Annotated in this window: 14 protein-coding genes and 1 riboswitch; of the genes, 9 read left to right on the forward strand and 5 right to left on the reverse strand. The window is 65.2% G+C overall.

The window, feature by feature from the left end:
• Nucleotides 1-104 precede the first annotated feature (104 nt).
• The gene (locus tag ACNJX9_RS01575; protein WP_439407612.1) at nucleotides 105-1,274 is read right to left on the reverse strand and encodes a DNA topoisomerase IB; all 1,170 of its coding nucleotides are present in this window, start codon (nucleotides 1,272-1,274) and stop codon (nucleotides 105-107) included.
• Nucleotides 1,275-1,687: 413 nt separating this feature from the next.
• Between ACNJX9_RS01575 and acs the strand changes: the two genes are divergently transcribed.
• Nucleotides 1,688-3,634 carry an acetate--CoA ligase gene (acs, locus tag ACNJX9_RS01580; RefSeq protein WP_057740635.1) on the forward strand — a complete coding sequence of 649 codons (1,947 nt, stop codon included), beginning with the start codon at nucleotides 1,688-1,690 and terminating at the stop codon, nucleotides 3,632-3,634.
• Between the two features lie 356 nt (nucleotides 3,635-3,990).
• Entirely contained in the window at nucleotides 3,991-4,506 is a 516-nt protein-coding gene (locus ACNJX9_RS01585; RefSeq protein ID WP_439407613.1) for a L,D-transpeptidase, read from the forward strand.
• A gap of 55 nt (nucleotides 4,507-4,561) precedes the next feature.
• On the opposite strand, the gene ACNJX9_RS01590 is transcribed toward ACNJX9_RS01585, so the two are convergent.
• Nucleotides 4,562-5,152 carry a thermonuclease family protein gene (locus tag ACNJX9_RS01590; RefSeq protein ID WP_271599558.1) on the reverse strand — a complete coding sequence of 197 codons (591 nt, stop codon included), beginning with the start codon at nucleotides 5,150-5,152 and terminating at the stop codon, nucleotides 4,562-4,564.
• Nucleotides 5,153-5,210: 58 nt separating this feature from the next.
• Nucleotides 5,211-5,408 carry a DUF1674 domain-containing protein gene (locus ACNJX9_RS01595; protein WP_057740638.1) on the reverse strand — a complete coding sequence of 66 codons (198 nt, stop codon included), beginning with the start codon at nucleotides 5,406-5,408 and terminating at the stop codon, nucleotides 5,211-5,213.
• Between the two features lie 188 nt (nucleotides 5,409-5,596).
• Here ACNJX9_RS01595 and ACNJX9_RS01600 point away from each other — a divergent pair, with 188 nt between their 5' ends.
• The 3 genes from ACNJX9_RS01600 (at nucleotide 5,597) to purH (ending at nucleotide 10,576) form a co-directional block, all read left to right on the forward strand.
• Complete coding sequence (locus ACNJX9_RS01600; RefSeq protein WP_057740640.1) at nucleotides 5,597-6,943, forward strand: RsmB/NOP family class I SAM-dependent RNA methyltransferase; 1,347 nt, start codon at nucleotides 5,597-5,599, stop codon at nucleotides 6,941-6,943.
• A 156-nt stretch (nucleotides 6,944-7,099) separates the two neighbouring features.
• Entirely contained in the window at nucleotides 7,100-8,818 is a 1,719-nt protein-coding gene (locus ACNJX9_RS01605) for a heparinase II/III family protein (RefSeq protein WP_439407614.1), read from the forward strand.
• Between the two features lie 59 nt (nucleotides 8,819-8,877).
• A riboswitch (ZMP/ZTP riboswitch) is annotated at nucleotides 8,878-8,959 on the forward strand.
• A 24-nt stretch (nucleotides 8,960-8,983) separates the two neighbouring features.
• On the forward strand, nucleotides 8,984-10,576 hold the full coding sequence (gene purH, locus ACNJX9_RS01610) for a bifunctional phosphoribosylaminoimidazolecarboxamide formyltransferase/IMP cyclohydrolase (protein ID WP_439407615.1): 1,593 nt from the start codon (nucleotides 8,984-8,986) through the stop codon (nucleotides 10,574-10,576).
• A 111-nt stretch (nucleotides 10,577-10,687) separates the two neighbouring features.
• On the opposite strand, the gene ACNJX9_RS01615 is transcribed toward purH, so the two are convergent.
• Complete coding sequence (locus ACNJX9_RS01615) at nucleotides 10,688-12,076, reverse strand: MFS transporter (protein ID WP_439407616.1); 1,389 nt, start codon at nucleotides 12,074-12,076, stop codon at nucleotides 10,688-10,690.
• Between the two features lie 98 nt (nucleotides 12,077-12,174).
• Between ACNJX9_RS01615 and ggt the strand changes: the two genes are divergently transcribed.
• Together ggt and ACNJX9_RS01625 are read left to right on the forward strand one after the other, a co-directional pair.
• A complete protein-coding gene (gene ggt / locus ACNJX9_RS01620) occupies nucleotides 12,175-13,926 on the forward strand; it encodes a gamma-glutamyltransferase (RefSeq protein ID WP_439407617.1) in 1,752 nt (583 codons plus the stop codon).
• 96 nt (nucleotides 13,927-14,022) lie between these two features.
• Complete coding sequence (locus tag ACNJX9_RS01625) at nucleotides 14,023-15,321, forward strand: MFS transporter (RefSeq protein ID WP_439407618.1); 1,299 nt, start codon at nucleotides 14,023-14,025, stop codon at nucleotides 15,319-15,321.
• Between the two features lie 116 nt (nucleotides 15,322-15,437).
• Here the strand turns inward: ACNJX9_RS01625 and ACNJX9_RS01630 are convergent, their stop codons facing one another.
• Complete coding sequence (locus ACNJX9_RS01630) at nucleotides 15,438-16,103, reverse strand: glutathione S-transferase family protein (protein ID WP_057740653.1); 666 nt, start codon at nucleotides 16,101-16,103, stop codon at nucleotides 15,438-15,440.
• Between the two features lie 143 nt (nucleotides 16,104-16,246).
• Here ACNJX9_RS01630 and ACNJX9_RS01635 point away from each other — a divergent pair, with 143 nt between their 5' ends.
• Entirely contained in the window at nucleotides 16,247-16,843 is a 597-nt protein-coding gene (locus ACNJX9_RS01635; RefSeq protein WP_271599567.1) for a DUF2239 family protein, read from the forward strand.
• A gap of 89 nt (nucleotides 16,844-16,932) precedes the next feature.
• Nucleotides 16,933-18,267 carry an MATE family efflux transporter gene (locus tag ACNJX9_RS01640; protein ID WP_057740655.1) on the forward strand — a complete coding sequence of 445 codons (1,335 nt, stop codon included), beginning with the start codon at nucleotides 16,933-16,935 and terminating at the stop codon, nucleotides 18,265-18,267.
• The last annotated feature ends 59 nt before the right edge of the window (nucleotides 18,268-18,326 follow it).

Here is an 18,326-nt window from a genome sequence, read left to right on the forward strand (position 1 = left end):
CTCTTGTAGGGTGGGCAAAGGCGCGCTCTTCGCGCCGCGCCCGCCACCTTTCACCACCAGCAATTCGTGGGCACGCTTCGCTTTGCCCACCCTGCAGCACGGCATTAGACGGCTGCGGTCGCCACCACCTGCGCCAAGAGCTGCTCGCGCCTTGCTTGCGAGCGCTGGCCCTTCATGGTCGCAGCGAAGCGCTCGAGGATGCCCTCTTCAAACGCGGTGACGATGGTGTCGTGGACGTAGCTCTTGCGGCAGATCGCCGGGGTGTTGGAGAGCTTGTCGGCGGCGGCGCGGATCGCGTCCAGCACCTGCTTCTTGCGGCCGCGCTGGCTGGTCGCCGGCGTGATCCGCGACAGCGATTCCACGACGACGGCGGAGGCCATCAGCGTGCGGAAATCCTTCAGCGAAATCTTGATGCCGGCGATCTCGCGCAGGAACGCGTTCACCTGCGTGGTGCTGACCGCGCGCACGATGCCTTGGGCATCGCGATACTGGAACATGCGCTTGCCGGGGACGCCCTGCAAAATGCAGATGGCGCGCACCAGCTTGGCCGCATCGCACTCCTTGCGCACCGCCTTGCCGCCCTTCGCCTTGAAGGTCAGCACGAAGCAATCGTCCTCCAGCGTCACGTTGGACTTCAGCAGCGTGGTGGCGCCGCGAGTGCCGTTGAGACGGGCATAGGATTCATTGCCAGGACGGATCGCGGTGCGCGCGATCAGCTCGATCACCGCGGAAAGTGCAAACTCGCGCGTCGGCTCGTCGCCCGACAGGAACGCCGACACCTTGCGCCGGATCTTGGGCAGGGCACCGACCAGCTTTTCCAGGCGATGCGCCTTGCGGTGCTCGCGGACCTTCTCCCAGTCGGCGTGATAGCGATATTGCAGCCGGCCGGCGGCATCGCGACCCACCGCCTGAAGATGCGAGCTCGGATCGGCGGAGTAGCGCACCTCGCGATAGGCCGGCGGTACCGCCATGGCGTGCAGCCGGCGAATGGTGCGGGCGTCGCGGATATGGGCGCCATTGGGGCGAACGAAGGCATAGCCTTTGCCGCGCTTGATGCGGCGGATGGTCAGCTCGTTCTGGTCGCCGAGCCGCAGGCCCAGCTCCTTGGCAAGGGCCTCAACCGTCGCCGGGGAGGCCGAATCGAACACTTTCTTGGGGCTGGGACGGGTGGAACCCGATGGTTTCGGCCACTGTCCCAGGGCTTTGGCCAGCGCAATGGCAGCAGGATCGGCCGAGGCAGGCCGCATCGTCCCGAGATTCTGCTGATCCATCATAGTGTTACGCCTTGGCCCTGTGTGCTGCCGTTCAATGCCGCTGTTCTGATTTTTGTTCCAAGCCTGAGCCGGAGGGTCTCTTGGGACCCGGGTTAGCCACTTAGGGTGTTCCGAACGGCATTGCGAGTCCCGAATCAGTGAAAGAGGTTTCTAAATACCTCCTGCGCGCATGGGCGCCCTGCGCGGCCCCTTTTTCGGCGATTTGGGTAAAGAGCCCGAAAGCCGCGCTCCAGCCTGTTTCAGATTTGCGACATCAGGCCTGTCCCGCTTGATCTTCCGCATGGCCCGCCGCTCACCGAAGGTCCAGCTTGTGATCCTTGTCGGGGGCGGTTAGCCCGACGCATAATCGCTAAACGATGATGAAGTCGGCTCGCCAGTCAGCTGTGCTCGGCTTGCCGTATGTGGAGGGAAGCATGTCCGAGAAGATCTACGACGTCCCCGCGGAATGGGCCAAGCGCGCCTGGGTCGACCAGGCCAAGTACAAGGACATGTACGCCCGCTCGATCGCGGACCCGAACGGCTTCTGGGCCGAGCAGGCCAAGCGCATCGACTGGATGCACGCGCCGACCAGAATCGAGAACGTCTCCTTCGCGCCCGGCAACATCTCGATCAAATGGTTCGAGGACGGCATCCTCAACGTCGCCTATAATTGCATCGACCGCCATCTCGCCAAGCGCGGCAACCAGACCGCGATCATCTGGGAAGGCGACGATCCCTCGCAATCGAAGCATATCACCTACAGGCAACTGCACGACGAGGTGTGCCGGATGGCCAACATCCTGCGCACCCGCAACGTCAAGAAGGGCGATCGCGTCACCATCTATCTGCCGATGATTCCGGAAGCGGCCTACGCGATGCTGGCCTGCGCGCGGATCGGCGCGATCCATTCGGTGGTGTTCGCCGGCTTCTCGCCTGACAGCCTCGCGCAACGCATCAACGACTGCCAGTCCAAGGTCATCATCACCGCGGATGAAGGCCTGCGCGGCGGCAAGAAGGTGCCGCTGAAGGCCAATGTCGACGCGGCGCTCGCCAAGGCCGATGGCGTCGACTGGGTCGTCGTGGTCAAGCGCACCGGCGGTCAGGTCGAGATGAATCCGTCGCGCGATCTCTGGTATCACGACGCCGCCAAGATGGTGACGACGGAATGCCCGGTCGAGCATATGCATGCCGAGGATCCGCTGTTCATCCTCTACACGTCGGGCTCGACCGGCCAGCCCAAGGGCGTGCTGCACACCTCGGGCGGCTATCTCGTGTTCGCCTCGATGACGCATCAATACGTGTTCGACTATCACGACGGCGACATCTACTGGTGCACCGCCGACGTCGGCTGGGTCACCGGCCACAGCTACATTCTCTACGGACCGCTCGCCAATGGCGCGACCACGCTGATGTTCGAAGGCGTGCCGAATTACCCGGACAATTCCCGTTTCTGGAACGTCATCGACAAGCACAAGGTCAACATCTTCTACACCGCGCCGACCGCGATCCGCGCCTTGATGCAGTCGGGCGACGAGCCGGTGAAGAAGACATCACGCGCCTCGCTGCGCCTGCTCGGCTCGGTCGGCGAGCCCATCAATCCGGAAGCCTGGGAATGGTATCACCGCGTCGTCGGCGAGGACCGCTGCCCGATCGTCGACACCTGGTGGCAGACCGAGACCGGCGGCATCCTGATCACACCGTTGCCGGGCGCGACCAAGCTGAAGCCGGGGTCAGCCACGCAACCGTTCTTCGGCGTCGCGCCCGAAATCGTCGACGCCGACGGCAAGGTGCTGGAGGGTGAGACAACAGGCAATCTCTGCCTGACGCGCTCCTGGCCGGGCCAGATGCGCACCGTCTATGGCGATCATGCCCGCTTCGAGCAGACTTATTTCTCGACCTACAAGGGCAAGTACTTCACCGGCGACGGCTGCCGGCGCGATGCCGACGGCTACTACTGGATCACCGGTCGCGTCGACGACGTCATCAACGTCTCCGGCCACCGCATGGGCACCGCCGAGGTCGAAAGCGCGCTGGTGGCGCATGAGAAGGTGTCGGAAGCCGCCGTCGTCGGCTTCCCTCACGACATCAAGGGCCAGGGCATCTACGCCTATGTGACGCTGATGGCCGGCATCGAGCCGACCGAGGATCTGCGCAAGGAACTCGTCACCTGGGTGCGCAAGGAGATCGGACCGATTGCATCGCCCGACCAGATCCAGTTCGCCCCTAGCCTGCCAAAAACCCGCTCCGGCAAGATCATGCGCCGCATCCTGCGCAAGATCGCCGAGGACGAGCCAGGCAGCCTGGGGGACACCTCGACCTTGGCCGATCCCGCCGTGGTCGATGATCTCGTCAAGAACCGGCAGAACAAGAAGTCGGCGTAGGCCAGGCACCGTCATTCCGGGCGCGCGACAGCGCGACCCGGAATCTCGAGATTCTCAGGTGCGCAATTGCGCACCATAGTTCGATGCTTCGCATCGCCCCGGAATGACTGCCTGTCGCACCCTCACGCGCTTGTCAGCGCGCGGGCGCCCTCACCCGCATCTTTCCGGCCGAGTGTTGTTTTCAGGTCATTTACTTTATTTCGAACATTTCCTTTCTTTCCCGTCCTGGCTCGCCCCTGGCGGCCGCGCGTGGAAACCGTCCGGTTAACAAGCGCGGTTAAGAATGTCTGGGCAGGCGGGCAATTGCCGGTTTTGCGTGAATTTGGACGATCCTTTTCGGGCTGAGGGGAAAATCGATGTCGATGAAGATTGTATTGGCGCTGGCTGCCACCATCGGGGCAGCGGCCTTGATGTCGACGGCGGCCGAGGCGCGGCCGGAGATCGTTGGAACCCACCTGGAAAACTATTCGCCCGGCACCATCGTGGTCAAAACCAACGAACGCCGGCTCTATCTGATCCTCGATGACGGCCACGCCGTGCGATATCCCGTCGGCGTCGGTAAATCAGGCAAGCAATGGGCCGGCACCACCCGCATCGACGGCAAGTATCGCAACCCGGCCTGGGCGCCGCCCGCCGAAGTCAAGCGCGACAAGCCGCAGCTTCCCGACGTGATCCCCGGCGGCTCGCCGCGCAACCCGATGGGCGTCGCGGCGATGACGCTGGCCGGCGGCGAATATGCCATCCACGGCACCAATGTGCCGGGCTCGGTCGGCGGCTTCGTCTCTTATGGCTGCATCCGCATGCTCAACGACGACATCACCGATCTCTACAGCCGCGTCTCGGTCGGAACGACGGTGGTCGTGACGCGCTGATCATTGCGATCAAGCCAGGATTTGAAAAGCCGCGTCGTCCGACGCGGCTTTTTCACTACCAGAAGCGCCAGCCGCGTCTGCACCAGCCGTCGCGATGACCGCCATTGTAGCTGCGTGCGTACCCGCCCGCGAGCATCGCCGCCGAAACGTTTGCGGTTCGTCTGGTCGCAACATCGGCGAGCACGCGTCCGTATTTTTCCGAGCCGAGATTGTAGATGGTGACGCCGCCCTGGGCGAGCAGGTTGCGCAAAGCATCGGTGGCCGCTTCCGCCTTGTCCAACTCGTCCCGGCAGGACGCCTTCATCTCGGGCGCATCGATGCCGCGCAGGCGAACCCGCGCCACGAGATCGCGTCCGTCGCCTTGATGCACGCGCGCGAGAAACGTGTCGCCGTCGATCGTGCGGATGACATCGATCGGCAAACGGCTGTCGGGATTGCCGGACTGCTGAAGAATGATCCCGGCATCCTGCGCGCGTTCATCGGCCGGAAGCGGAAGTCGCCACTCGGTGCCATGCCGAAAAGCCAGCACGACCGCCACCACGACGCCGACCACGAACATCCACGGCACAAGTCCGGAGAAGCGGCGGCCGAACGGTGAGCCGCCGTAAGAAGGTCGATAGGAACGATCCGGATCGAAGCGCGACATCCGCGCACGCTAAGGCTGAGTCGGCTGCACAGACAAGCGACCGCAAAAGAGCTGCGTCTCAAAAATCCGAGGCGATGCCCTTGCGCTCCCAATCGCCGTAGCGCGTGGGCTCAGGTCCCTTCGGACCCTGCAACTCCTTCGGCACGGTCTTGGCACGCGCCGCCGCGGCCCGCCGACGTTCCTCGGCTTCGGCCAGCGCGCGCTGCGCGGCGGGGGACAAGGGCTTGCGATCAGGAGCGGGAGGTTGGTCGTTCATGATCCATGGGTCCTAGCGCAGGATCTCGACCTGCGCGACGTCCAATAACGCATTGCTGAAATGGCTCCGGCGGGCTGAAATCGCCAGAGACCATTCTTACATTTGGCATATTCGCATGCCACACAAGGTGTTCTCAAGGCATGCGCCATAAGGCGGAACTGCCGCCTCGTTCAGAACCTTACGTCCGCATGCCATCTCAACGTTTTGCCCCTCCGTCCGAAGTGCCCGGTCTTGCGGCGCGACGGATCGCTGCCGATATCGTCGACGGCGTCCTGCACAAGCACCGCACGCTTGATGACCAGCTCGATGGCTCCGGTGCCCATCCCGGACTGAAGACGCTCGCCGACCGCGACCGCGCGCTGATGCGGCGCCTGGTCGCAACTATTCTGCGCCGTCTCGGCACGCTCGGCCATGTGCTGTCGCGCCTGCTCGACAAAGGCATTCCGTCCGACGCGCCGCGCGCGCAGAGCGCGCTCTTGATCGGCGCCGCCCAGATTCTCTGGATGGACGTGCCCGACCACGCCGCGGTCGATCTCTCGGTTCGCCTGGTGCAATCCGATCGGCGCGCCGCGCGCTATGCCGGTCTCGTCAACGCCGTGCTGCGCCGCTGCGCGCGTGAGGGTCAGGCGCTGGTCGACGAGGTCGCATCGCAATCGCTCGACCTGCCGCCCTGGTTGCTGGCCCGCTGGAGCGCGCATTACGGCGAGGCGACCGCGCGGGACATGGCGCTGGCGCTCGGCCACGAACCGTCGCTCGACCTGACGGTGAAGTCCGATGCCGCGCAATGGGCGAGCCGGCTGCATGGCGAAGTGCTGCCGACCGGCTCGGTGCGCACGCTGCTGCACGGCTCGGTGACCATGCTGCCCGGCTTCGCCGAAGGACAATGGTGGGTGCAGGACGCCGCTGCCGCGCTGCCGGTCCGGCTGTTCGGCGACATCAAGGGCAAATCCATCGCCGACCTGTGCGCCGCGCCCGGCGGCAAGACCGCGCAGCTGGTTTTGGCAGGCGCGAAAGTCACCGCGCTCGACCGTTCGCCCGCCCGGGTGGCGCGCCTGCGCGAAAATCTGAACCGCCTGTCGCTTCAGGCCGAGACTGTCGTTGCTGACGCCGTAGAATGGACGGGGCCAGCGGACGGCTTCGATGGAATCCTGATCGATGCGCCCTGCACCTCGACCGGAACGATCCGCCGGCATCCCGACGTTGCGTGGCTGCGGCAGGAGTCCGACGTCGCCGCAATGACCGTTCTCCAGCAGCGGCTGCTGAGGAAATCGGTCTCGTTGCTCAAATCAGGCGGGACGCTGGTCTATTGCACCTGTTCGCTGGAACCCGAGGAAGGCGAGCAGGCCATCGCCACGCTGCTGGCTGCGGAGCCTGCGCTGCGCCGTGTGCCGATCGAAGCCAGCGAGGTCTCCGGCCTCAGCGAGACCATCACGGCCGAGGGCGATCTCCGGACCTTGCCGAGCCACCTGCCGCATGCCGACCCGAAGCTCGGCGGGCTCGACGGATTTTTCGCGGCCCGGCTGGTTAAATCCTGATTTTGCACCGGATTTTGCTACCACCACCCTGATTCGGGGCCTTCAAGGTGGTGTCGGCCGTTCGATTTTGGGATTAATAAGGATTCGTCGGAATCCTCTCCCCCTTCAAGGCAAGGCGTGTCGGTCGCTCAACGCAGACGTATCTCGACGCTGGTCATGAACCGCTTCGCGCGGCACATGCTCGCGCGCGCGAGCGGCGGTTCCGTTGCGCTGTCGCGGGTCTGGCCGGGCCGGACCGATCGGCTGATCATCGCGCCGCATGATTTGCGCACTGCGGATGCGACGCGCGCGGCCGAGATCTATGCCGGCCGCTTCGTCTTCGCCGGCAAGATCGTCAATTGCCATGGCCGCTCGATCTTCGACCTCGATCCGCCGTCGGAGGATTGGGAGGTCGCGCTGCTCGGTTTCGGCTGGCTGCGGCATCTGCGCGCCGCCGATACCGCGCTGACCCGCGCCAATGCTCGCGCGCTGGTCGAGGACTGGATCAGCAACCCCGCCAACAAGCGCCGGCCCTTAGCGCGCCGCGCCGACGTGCTGGCGCGGCGCGTGATCTCGCTGCTGTCGCAGGCGCCGCTGGTGCTCAACGACACCGACAACAAATTCTACCGCCGTTACTTGCGCGCACTGGCGCGCGAGATCCGCTTCCTGCGTTACACCATGGTCAACATCCCCGACGGGGTGCCGAAACTCCAGGTGCAGATCGCGCTGTGCTACACCACGCTTTGTCTCGCCAATCAGGCCCGCCATATCCGCAGCGCATCGAAAAAGCTCTCCGACGAGTTGCAGCGGCAGATCCTCCCCGACGGCGGCCACATCTCGCGCAATCCGGGTGCGCTGATCGAGCTCCTGATCGATCTGTTGCCGCTGCGGCAGACCTTTGCCGCGCGCAACATCGCGCCGCCGCCGGCGCTGCTCAATGCGATCGACCGCATGATGCCGATGCTGCGCTTCTTCCGGCACGGCGACGGCAATTTCGCTTTGTTCAACGGCATGAGCGCGACGCCATCGGATCTGCTCGCGACGTTGCTCGCCTATGATGATACCCATGGCGCGCCGATGGCGAACATGCCGCACACCGGCTTCCAGCGCCTCGATGCCGGCCCCACCACTGTCATCGTCGACACCGGCGCGCCGCCGCCGCCCGGCGTCAGCCACGACGCGCATGCCGGTTGCCTGTCGTTCGAACTGTCCTCCGGCATCAGCCGCATCGTCACCAATTGCGGCATGCCGACCACAGGCCGCGACAATTGGCGGCCGTTTGCGCGCGGCACCGCGGCGCATTCGACGCTGACTTATCACGACACCTCGTCCTGCCAATTCGTCGAGATGTCGGCGATGAAGCGGCTGCTGCACGGCGCGCCTGTCATCAGCGGCCCTCATGAGGTCGAGAGCTATCGCGAGGTCGTCGAGGGCGGCACGCTGCTGACGACCTCGCACAATGGCTATCTCGCCAAGTTCGGCGTGATCCATCGGCGCGTGCTGATGGTCGCCAATGACGGCACGCGGATCGACGGCGAGGACACGCTGTCGCCGCCGCAAGGCGCGCGGCTCAAGGGCGCTGACGCCGATTTCGCGCTGCGCTTTCATCTGCATCCCGCGGTGAAAGCGAGCCGGCTGTCGGATGCGCGCGGCGTCATGCTGGTGCTGCCGAACCGCGACGTCTGGACCTTCGAGGCCATGGACGACAAGGTCGAGCTCGAGGACAGCGTGTTCCTGGCCGGCAATGACGGCCCGCGTCGCACCGCCCAGATCGTGATCCGCCAGGATGCCCGCCAGGCGCCTACGATCCGCTGGAGCTTTGTGCGCTCCACCGCCTCGCCCGCGGTCACCAATGCCCGCCGCAACGCGCGGCGGGAGCCGGAACTTCCGCTGTAGACGCACTCGATTCGGTCCCATCTCGTCGTTGTGAAAACGGTCAAAAGCTGCTATCGAGCGCTCGTTCGCGCGACTGGCGACCTTGGATGGAGCACCATCGGGAAGCGCGACACGTATCCGCCGCGCGCCTGGGCATAGACACTCCCTGAACAGAGGATCTTGCTCATGACTGACCATCCCCGCCGCGTCACCCGCGCCCTGCTCTCCGTCTCCGACAAATCGGGCCTGACCGAGTTCGCCAAGGCGCTTGCCGCGCATGACGTCGAGCTGGTCTCGACTGGCGGCACCGCAAAGGCGATCGCCGCGGCCGGCCTCAAGGTGAAGGATGTCTCGGACCTCACCGGCTTCCCCGAGATGATGGATGGCCGCGTCAAGACGCTGCATCCGAAGGTGCATGGCGGCCTGCTCGCAATTCGCGACAACAAGGAACATGCCGAGGCGATGAAGGCGCACGGCATCGCGCCGATCGATCTCCTCGTCGTCAACCTCTATCCGTTCGAGGCCACCGTCGACAAAGGCGCCGGCTTCGAGGATTGCATCGAGAATATCGACATCGGCGGTCCCGCGATGATCCGCGCCGCCGCGAAGAACCATGACGACGTCGCGGTCGTGGTCGAGGCGGACGACTACAAGGCCGTGCTCGACGAGCTCGCTGCCAACAACGGCGCGACCACGCTGAAGCTGCGCCGGCGGCTTGCGGCAAAGGCCTATGCCCGCACCGCGGCCTATGACGCCGCCATTTCCAACTGGTTCAACCGGCAGCTCGGGATTGACGCACCCGACTTCCGCGCCTTTGGCGGCAGACTGATCCAGTCGCTGCGCTACGGCGAGAACCCGCACCAGACCGCGGCGTTTTACGCGACGCCCGACAAGCGCCCGGGCGTTTCGACCGCGCGGCAGCTCCAGGGCAAGGAGCTCTCCTACAACAACATCAACGACACCGACGCGGCCTATGAGTGCATCGGCGAGTTCGACACCAAGCGCACTGCCGCCTGCGTCATCGTCAAGCACGCCAACCCTTGCGGCGTCGCTGAAGGCGCGAACCTCGTCGAGGCCTATCGCAAGGCGCTGGCCTGCGATTCCACCTCCGCCTTCGGCGGCATCATCGCGATGAACCGGCCGCTCGATGCCGACACCGCGCGCGAGATCACGAAGATCTTCACCGAGGTCATCATCGCGCCTGACGCCAGCGAAGAGGCGATCGCCATCATCGGCGGCAAGAAAAACCTGCGCCTGCTGCTCGCAGGCAGCCTGCCCGATCCCCGCGCGCCGGGCCTCACGGCGAAGACGGTGGCCGGCGGGCTTCTGGTGCAGAGCCGCGACAACGCCGTGGTCGACGACATGACGTTCAAGGTCGTCACCAAGCGCGCGCCGACCGAAACCGAAATGCGCGACCTGAAGTTCGCGTTCCGGGTGGCAAAGCACGTCAAGTCCAACACCATCATCTACGCCAAGGATCTCGCCACCGTCGGCATCGGCGCGGGCCAGATGAGCCGTGTCGATTCAGCCCGGATCGCGGCACGCAAGGCGCTGGATGCGGCCAACGAGCTGAAGCTGGCGGAGCCGCTGACCAAGGGCTCGGTGGTGGCGTCGGACGCGTTCTTCCCGTTTGCCGACGGCATGCTCGCCTGTATCGAGGCCGGCGCCACCGCGGTGGTGCAGCCCGGCGGCTCCATGCGCGATGACGAGGTGATCAAGGCCGCCGACGAGCATGGCATCGCCATGGTGTTCACGGGGACAAGGCACTTCCGGCACTGATCTCACCGCCGTCATTCCGGGGCGCGCGCAGCGCGAACCCGGAATCTCACGCAACAACCTCTTAATTCCGGGTTCATCGCTCCGCGATGCCCCGGAATGACGATGGAGAGGCTACTCCCGCACCCGCATCAACAACGCGAATCCCGTCACGAAAAACACGACCAGCACGGCCATGCCGGCCTTCTGGCTGGCGGTGGCCGCGGTGATCACGCCGATCAGCAGCGGGCCGATGAAGGACGTTACCTTCCCGGTCAGCGCGAACAGGCCAAAATACTGGGCGATGCGATCCTTCGGCGCGAGACGGATCAGCAGCGTGCGCGAGGCCGCCTGAAGCGGACCGCCGGCCGCGCCGATCAGGCAGCCGAGCACGATATAGGCACGCTCGGCGGCGGCGCCGAACAATGGCCCGCCGGGCACCGGCGGCGCGACCCTGACGAACAACACGCTGTCCTTGTCCACCAGCAGGATCGCCGCGACCGAAAGCAGCAGGATCAACATGCTGCCGGCGATGACGCGCTTCGGACCAAGGTAGTCATCGAGCTTGCCGCCGAGCCAGGCACCAAAGGTGCCGGCGATGGCGAGGATGATGCCGAACGTGCCGATCTGGATCGTGTGCCAGCCAAAGGTGCCGGCCGCATAGATGCCACCGAAGGCGAACAGCGAGACAAGACCATCCGTGTAGATCATGTTGGCAAGCAGAAACGCGGCGAGCGATTTCTGCTGCGGCAGATCCTGCAGCGATTGCTTGAGATCAGCCAGTCCTTCGTGCAGCGCCTCGCGCACCGGGCGCTTCGCCGGATAATCCGGCGTGAACAAGAACATCGGCGTTACGAAAACGATGAACCAGAGCCCGGTCAAAGGTCCCGCAGCACGATCTCCTTCATGGGTGACGGGATCGAGTCCGAACAGCGGCGTGAAGCCGAGCAGCGTGCGGCCCGTCTCGGGGTTGGCGGCGAAGAAGCCGAGCACGATAATCAGGCTGACGATGCCGCCGATGTAACCGGTAGCCCAGCCGGTACCGGAGAGTCGGCCGATGCGGTCGGGCGGCACCAGCGTCGGCATCATGGCATTGTTGAACACGGTGGCGAATTCCGCGCCGACGCTGGCAAGCGCAACCGCAATGAGCAACGGCGGAATGATGGCGTGATCGCCGGGCTTGCCGATCCACAGCGCGCACGAAGCCACCACCAGAACTGCGCCGAACGCGGCGATCCACGGCTTGCGGCGGCCGGAGGCATCCGCGATGGCGCCAAGCACCGGGGACAACAGCGCAATCGCCAGGCCAGCTGCTGCCATCGCAAAGCCCCACAACGACTGCCCCGTGGCAGGATCCGGCGCGACGTTGGTGGCGAAATAGGGCGCGAACACGAAGGTCGTGATCAGCGTGAAATAGGGCTGCGCGGCCCAATCGAAGAAGATCCAGCTGATGACGGCGGCGCGCGGCGGATAGGTTCGCAGGGCGCCGGCCAGGCGCGCATCGGGGGCGGTCGTCGTCGTCACGCAGTCCTCATCACAAAACAGTTTTGCCGCTCTTGGCGCAAACCGTATAGCATTGTTGCGACGCGTTAGAACTGGCCTGAAGGCCTGGCGGAAATTTGATGATGGCGTCATTTTCGACACGACGTGCTTTTTTCGGGCTCATCGCCACTCTGGCGTTTGGGCTTGCAACGGCAACCGCTCAGGATGCGCGGCGAGCGTATGTGCCGCCCGCGCTGGACGCCGTGCACGCCATCCCCGCCGAGCATGGCATGGTGGTGGCACAAGAGAAGATCTCGGCGCAGGTCGGCGCCGACATCTTGCGGCGCGGCGGCAATGCCGTCGACGCGGCCGTCGCCACCGGCTTTGCGATGGCGGTGACGTATCCGCGCGCCGGCAATATCGGCGGTGGCGGCTTCATGGTGATCCATTCCGCCGAACGCCATGAGGACGTCGCGATCGACTATCGCGAGACCGCACCTGCGGCGACGACGGCGCAGATTTTCCTCGGACCCGACGGCAAGCCTGATGCCGCCAAGTCGCGCGATTCCGGGCTCGGCATCGGTGTGCCCGGCACCGTCGCAGGCCTGGCGCTGGCGCTGGAAAAATACGGCTCCGGACAATTCACGCTCGCGCAATTGCTCCAACCTGCGATCACACTCGCCCGCGATGGATTTGTCGTGACCGACGACATGGCCGACACGCTGCCGGGTTGGTATCCGCGACTGGCACGCTTTCCATCGTCAGCCAGGATTTTCGCAAAACCTGATGGCAAGCCGCTTGGCGAAGGCGACAGGCTGGTGCAGCGCGACCTCGCCGACACGCTGGCGAGCATCGCGGCCCAAGGTGTGCGCGGATTCTACGAGGGTCCGGTGGCGGAGAAGATCGCCAAGGCCGTCTCCGACGCCGGCGGCATCATGACGCCGGCCGATCTGAAGACCTATCAGCCGGCGATCCGCACCCCGGTGCACGGCACCTATCGCGGCTACGACATCGTCTCGATGCCACTGCCGTCCTCCGGCGGCGTGGTGCTGGTCGAGACGCTCAACATCCTCGAAGGCTTTCAGCTGGCGGATATCAAACAGGGCTCGCCAGCATCGCTGCATCTCCTGATCGAGGCCATGAAGCGCGCCTATGCCGATCGCGCGCGCTATCTCGGCGATCCGGCCTTTGTCAACGCGCCGATCGATACGCTCATTGCGAAGGACTATGCCGCCAAGCTCCGCACCGGCATCTCCACCGAGCACGCCACGCCGTCCAGGGACCTTGTTGCGAGCGCGGCCTCGCCGCGCGAGGGCAGCAACACCACGCACTACTCCGTCGTCGACAGCCGTGGCAACGCCGTCAGCAACACCTACACGCTGAACTTCAGCTACGGCATCGGCCTCGTTGCCGACGGCACCGGCGTGCTGCTCAACAACGAGCTCGACGATTTCACTGCCGCCGTCGGCGCTTCCAACGCCTACGGTCTCGTCGGCTATGAGGCCAATCTGCCCGGGCCCGGAAAGCGGCCGTTGTCCTCGATGTCGCCGACCATCGTGCTGAAGGACGGCAAGCCGGTGCTGGTGACGGGCTCGCCGGGGGGCAGCCGCATCATCTCGACCGTGCTCCAGGTCATCGTGAATGTGCTCGACTACAGGATGGACGTCGCGGCCGCCGTGGCGGCGCCGCGGCTGCACCATCAATGGCTTCCGGATGAAGTGCGCATCGAGCGCGGCTTCCCCGACGACGTGCTGGCCGGGCTGAAGGCGATGGACCATCCCATTGTCGAGCCGATGGGACAGACGTCGGCCAATTCGATTGCCGTGACGCCGAACGGCCCCCTCGGGGCGCCCGATCCGCGCACGCGCGGTGCGGAAGCCGCTGGGCAGTAACCCGCTCCCGCATGGCACAACGGCGCGCGCTGGCTTGCGCCGGCCGCCGCGCGTGCTACCACCGGCCAATCAAAAGAATTTGCCGGGGAAACGCACATGACAACAGCCGATCCGCTCCAGCGCATCGAACGCGCCGAGATCGAGGACACCAGCCTTCTTGCTTTCTATCGCGACATGAACGTCGCCGAGCGCCGCACCTTCTGGGCCTGCGCAGCCGGCTGGGCGCTCGACGGCATGGACTTCATGATCTACCCGCTGGTGATCGGCACCATCATCGCGCTGTGGAAGGTCGATGCGGCCTCAGCCGGCCTTGCCGGCACGGTGACGCTGCTCGCCTCCGCCATCGGCGGCTGGCTCGGCGGCTATCTGTCCGACCATATCGGCCGGGTCAGGACGCTCCAGATCACCATCATCTGGTTTTCGTTCTTCTCGCTGGTTTGCGCAATCGTGCAGAATTTCGAGCAACTCCTGATCGCGCGCGCAGTGCTCGGCCTCGGCTTCGGCGGCGAATGGGCCGCCGGCGCCGTGCTGATGGGTGAGGCGATCCGGCCGCAATATCGCGGACGCGCCGTCGGCTCGGTGCAATCGGGCTGGGCCGTCGGTTGGGGTCTTGCAGTGCTGTCGCAGGCAGTGCTGTTCTCGCTGATGCCAGCGGAGACAGCGTGGCGCTGGATGTTCGTGATCGGCGCGCTGCCGGCGCTGCTGGTGTTCTATATCCGCCGCTCCGTCACTGAGCCGGAGATCGCAGCCGCCGCACGCGCCAAGCACGCGGAAACGGGCAGTCATCCCAAGCTGTGGGAGATCTTCACCTTTCCGATCGTGAAGACCACGGCGCTGGCATCGCTGATGGCGACGGGCTGCCAGGGTGGCTATTACGCCATCACTTTCTGGGTGCCGCAGTTCCTGACCAAGGAGCGGCATCTGTCGATCGTCGGCTCGACCGGCTATCTCTCGACGCTGATCATCGGCTCGTTCGTCGGCTATCTGGTCGGCGCCTGGCTTGCCGACCGAATCGGACGGCGCAATTTGTTCCTGATCTTCTCGATCGGCGCGATCGCCGTGGTGCTGCTCTACACCCAGCTGCCGCTCGTCAACGAGATCCTGTGGGTGCTGGGCTTCCCGCTCGGCTTCTTCGCCTCGGGCTATTTCTCGGGGGTCGGCGCGTTCTTGACCGAGCTCTATCCGACGCGGCTGCGCGGCTCGGGCCAGGGCTTCTGCTACAATTTCGGCCGGGGCATCGGCGCGCTGTTTCCGTTCCTCGTCGGCGCGCTCTCGGCGACGACGTCGCTGGCCAATGCGATCGCGATCTTCGCGGTGGTGGCTTACGCGGTGTTCTTCATCGCGGCGTTCGCACTGCCGGAGACGCGCGGGCGGGTGCTGCACGCGGATCAGTGAGTTGCTGTCGTTCCGGGGCACGCGAAGCGTGAACCCGGAACCTCGAGATTCTCAGGTGCGCAATTGCGCACCATAGTTCGGTGCTGCGCACCGGCCCGAAATGACGGGAAAGAGACTTACCGCCCCACCTGATACGGCCCGCCCTTTTCCAGCGCTCGCGCATAGGCCGGCCGCGCATGGATGCGCTCCAGGAACGCCATCGCCTTGGGATGTCCTTGCTCGAGCCCGCCGCGCGCTTGCGCGGCTTCCAGCGGGAAGCTCATCTGGATATCGGCGGCGGTGAACTCGCTGCCGGCGAACCACTCGCTTTTGCCGAGCTCGCCTTCCCAATAATCCATGTGCTGCTTGAGCTGCGGATTGACCAGCGTGGTCAGCGCCTGGTTCGAGACCTTGCGCACCAGCGGACGCAGCAGCGCCGGTGCACGCTTCGGCATCAGCGTGAACAGCAGCTTCAGCAGCAGCGGCGACATCGCGGATCCTTCCGCATAATGCAGCCAATAGGTGAAGCGCAGCCGCTCCGGTGTGTTCGGCGGCGGGATCAGCCGGCCGTTGCCGTAGGTCGCAACGAGATATTCGATGATCGCACCCGACTCGGCGATGGTGTTGCCGTTGTCGGTGATGACGGGCGACTTGCCGAGCGGATGGATCGCGCGCAACTCCTTGGGCGCGCGCATGTCGGGCTGGCGTTGATAGCGCACGATCTCGTAGGGCACGCCCAACTCCTCGAGCAGCCACAGCACCCGCTGCGAACGCGAATTGTTGAGATGGTGGACGGTCAGCATCGCGAAATCCTTGGGGCCGGGGGGCTCGGCCGTGTACCTGCCAGCCCGGGAACACAATGTCGAGCCGTCCGGCCGGATATTTTCACCCGGGTATATTGACGGCGGTTATTTACCCGGGTATTAAAGCGGCCATCGCAGTCAATATGGCAATGATTTCAATGCTGAGGACTTTCACCGCCTTCCAGGGGCAGCGTCGCCTGGTGTCCGGGCCGGCTGGAGAAGTCGCGCTGGTCGTCAAGCGGATCGCGCCGCGGCCGGACGAGGCCATCATCATCTTCTCGGACGCCACGGGCCGATCGATCGACTTCGATCTGCGCGGCGGGGACCGCGAGGTGCTGGCGCGGCTGGCAAAGCAGATTCCGCCGCCGGTCGAAGAGACCGAGCCGCCGGCCGAGCCGCGCGGGCGCGGCCGGCCGAAGCTTGGCGTGGTCGCGCGCGAGGTGACGCTGCTGCCGAGGCATTGGGAATGGCTCAATGCGCAGCCCGGCGGCGCATCGGTCGCGCTGCGAAAGCTGGTCGAAGAGGCGAGGCGCGCGAGCGGTGACAAGGACCGCGAGCGGCAGGCGCGCGAAGCGGCCTATCACTTCATGTCGACCATGGCCGGCAATCTCGCACAGTTCGAGGAAGCTTCGCGCGCGCTGTTCGCCGATGACCGGCGCCGCTTCACCGGACTGATTGCCGACTGGCCGGCCGACATCCGCGACCACATCGTCAAGCTCGCCTACAGCGACCGCGCGTAAGCCGCGCGCCGCTCTCCAACCACCCCATCAACGGCCGAGCCGCGCGCCCCGCGGCAACGGCTTTGCTCGCCCTGACGAAAGGCCCATCCATGTCTATTCCAAAACCGCTCTGGCAAACTTTCCTGCGCTTCCTCGCGCCGCTGATGCTGAGCAACGCGCTGCAATCGCTGTTCGGCACCGTCAGCAACGTCTATCTCGGCCAGATGATGGGCGTTGACGCACTCGCCGCGGTCTCGACGTTCTTCCCGGTGTTCTTCTTCCTGTTCGCCTTCGTCATGGGCCTCAGCACCGGCGCCACCGTGCTGATCGGGCAGGCCTTCGGCGCGGGCAAGCACGACAGGATCAAGATGGTCGCCGGCACGACCCTCGCGGTCGGCCTGCTGCTCTCGATATCAGTGGGACTGGTGGGTGGTCTGCTCAGCCGGCAATTGATGATGGCGCTCGCAACGCCTGCGGACATTCTCGGTCCTGCCAGCGCTTATGCGCGGGTCATGCTGCTGACGATGCCCCTCGGCTTCACCTTCCTGCTGATGACGGCGATGATCCGCGGTGTCGGTGATGCCGTGACACCGCTGCTGGCGCTGGCGTTGTCGACCGCGATCGGCTTGATCCTGACACCGATGCTGATCCACCTGGACATCGGCATCACCAGCCCGGCTTGGGCCGCCGCGATCTCCAACGCCGTGACGCTGAACGTGCTGGGCGCCTATCTGGCGCGAAAGAAGCACGCGCTTGCGCCGGACGCGGCACTGCTGCGCCATGTCAGGCTCAATCGCGCCGTGATCGGACAGATCCTCGGCATCGGCCTGCCGAGCGCCATCGGCATGGTGGTCATGGCCATCGCCGAGCTGGTCTTGCTCGGGCTCGTCAACGGCTTTGGATCCGATGCGACCGCTGCGTACGGCGCCGTCAACCAGGTGATGGGCTACACGCAGTTCACGGCCATGTCGATTTCGATCGCGGTCTCGATCCTCGGCGCGCAGGCGGTCGGCGGCGGCGACCGGGCGCGGCTCGACGGCATCGTCCGCACCGGTCTTGCGTTCAATCTCGTGCTGACCGGCGGGCTGGTGGCGCTGATCTATATGGTGCCGCGCGCCGTGCTCGGCATTTTCATCACCGACGGTGCCGTGCTCGACCTGGCGAAGGGCCTCCTCTTCGTCGCCTTGTGGAGCTCGGTGCCGTTCGGACTTGCGACCACGTTCTCCGGCGCGATGCGGGCGGCGGGCGTGGCGCTGACGCCGATGCTGCTGTCGATCTTTGCCATTGTCGCGATCGAGCTGCCGTCGGCGGTGATCCTCAGCCGCGCGATCGGCCTGAAAGGCGTATGGGCCGCCTATCCGATCGTGTTCTGCACCATGTTCCTCTTGCAGATGGGCTATTACCTCCTGGTGTGGCGCAAGCGGGCAATCCGACGTCTGGGCTGATCAGCAAGATATTATGACCGTCATTAAACGGTGGACCTGTGGCGCGCCCTGCGCCACAA

The organism is Bradyrhizobium sp. BLXBL-03 (assembly GCF_051853015.1).
GTDB classification, from domain to species: domain Bacteria; phylum Pseudomonadota; class Alphaproteobacteria; order Rhizobiales; family Xanthobacteraceae; genus Bradyrhizobium; species Bradyrhizobium manausense.

Bases quoted from the DNA above. Each gene is read 5' to 3' on its own strand.
- ACNJX9_RS01575 (WP_439407612.1), bottom strand. From the start codon at position 1,274: ATGATGGATCAGCAGAATCTCGGGACGATGCGGCCTGCCTCGGCCGAT.
- acs (WP_057740635.1), top strand. From the start codon at position 1,688: ATGTCCGAGAAGATCTACGACGTCCCCGCGGAATGGGCCAAGCGCGCC.
- ACNJX9_RS01585 (WP_439407613.1), top strand. From the start codon at position 3,991: ATGTCGATGAAGATTGTATTGGCGCTGGCTGCCACCATCGGGGCAGCG.
- ACNJX9_RS01590 (WP_271599558.1), bottom strand. From the start codon at position 5,152: ATGTCGCGCTTCGATCCGGATCGTTCCTATCGACCTTCTTACGGCGGC.
- ACNJX9_RS01595 (WP_057740638.1), bottom strand. From the start codon at position 5,408: ATGAACGACCAACCTCCCGCTCCTGATCGCAAGCCCTTGTCCCCCGCC.
- ACNJX9_RS01600 (WP_057740640.1), top strand. From the start codon at position 5,597: ATGCCATCTCAACGTTTTGCCCCTCCGTCCGAAGTGCCCGGTCTTGCG.
- ACNJX9_RS01605 (WP_439407614.1), top strand. From the start codon at position 7,100: ATGAACCGCTTCGCGCGGCACATGCTCGCGCGCGCGAGCGGCGGTTCC.
- purH (WP_439407615.1), top strand. From the start codon at position 8,984: ATGACTGACCATCCCCGCCGCGTCACCCGCGCCCTGCTCTCCGTCTCC.
- ggt (WP_439407617.1), top strand. From the start codon at position 12,175: ATGATGGCGTCATTTTCGACACGACGTGCTTTTTTCGGGCTCATCGCC.
- ACNJX9_RS01625 (WP_439407618.1), top strand. From the start codon at position 14,023: ATGACAACAGCCGATCCGCTCCAGCGCATCGAACGCGCCGAGATCGAG.
- ACNJX9_RS01630 (WP_057740653.1), bottom strand. From the start codon at position 16,103: ATGCTGACCGTCCACCATCTCAACAATTCGCGTTCGCAGCGGGTGCTG.
- ACNJX9_RS01635 (WP_271599567.1), top strand. From the start codon at position 16,247: ATGGCAATGATTTCAATGCTGAGGACTTTCACCGCCTTCCAGGGGCAG.
- ACNJX9_RS01640 (WP_057740655.1), top strand. From the start codon at position 16,933: ATGTCTATTCCAAAACCGCTCTGGCAAACTTTCCTGCGCTTCCTCGCG.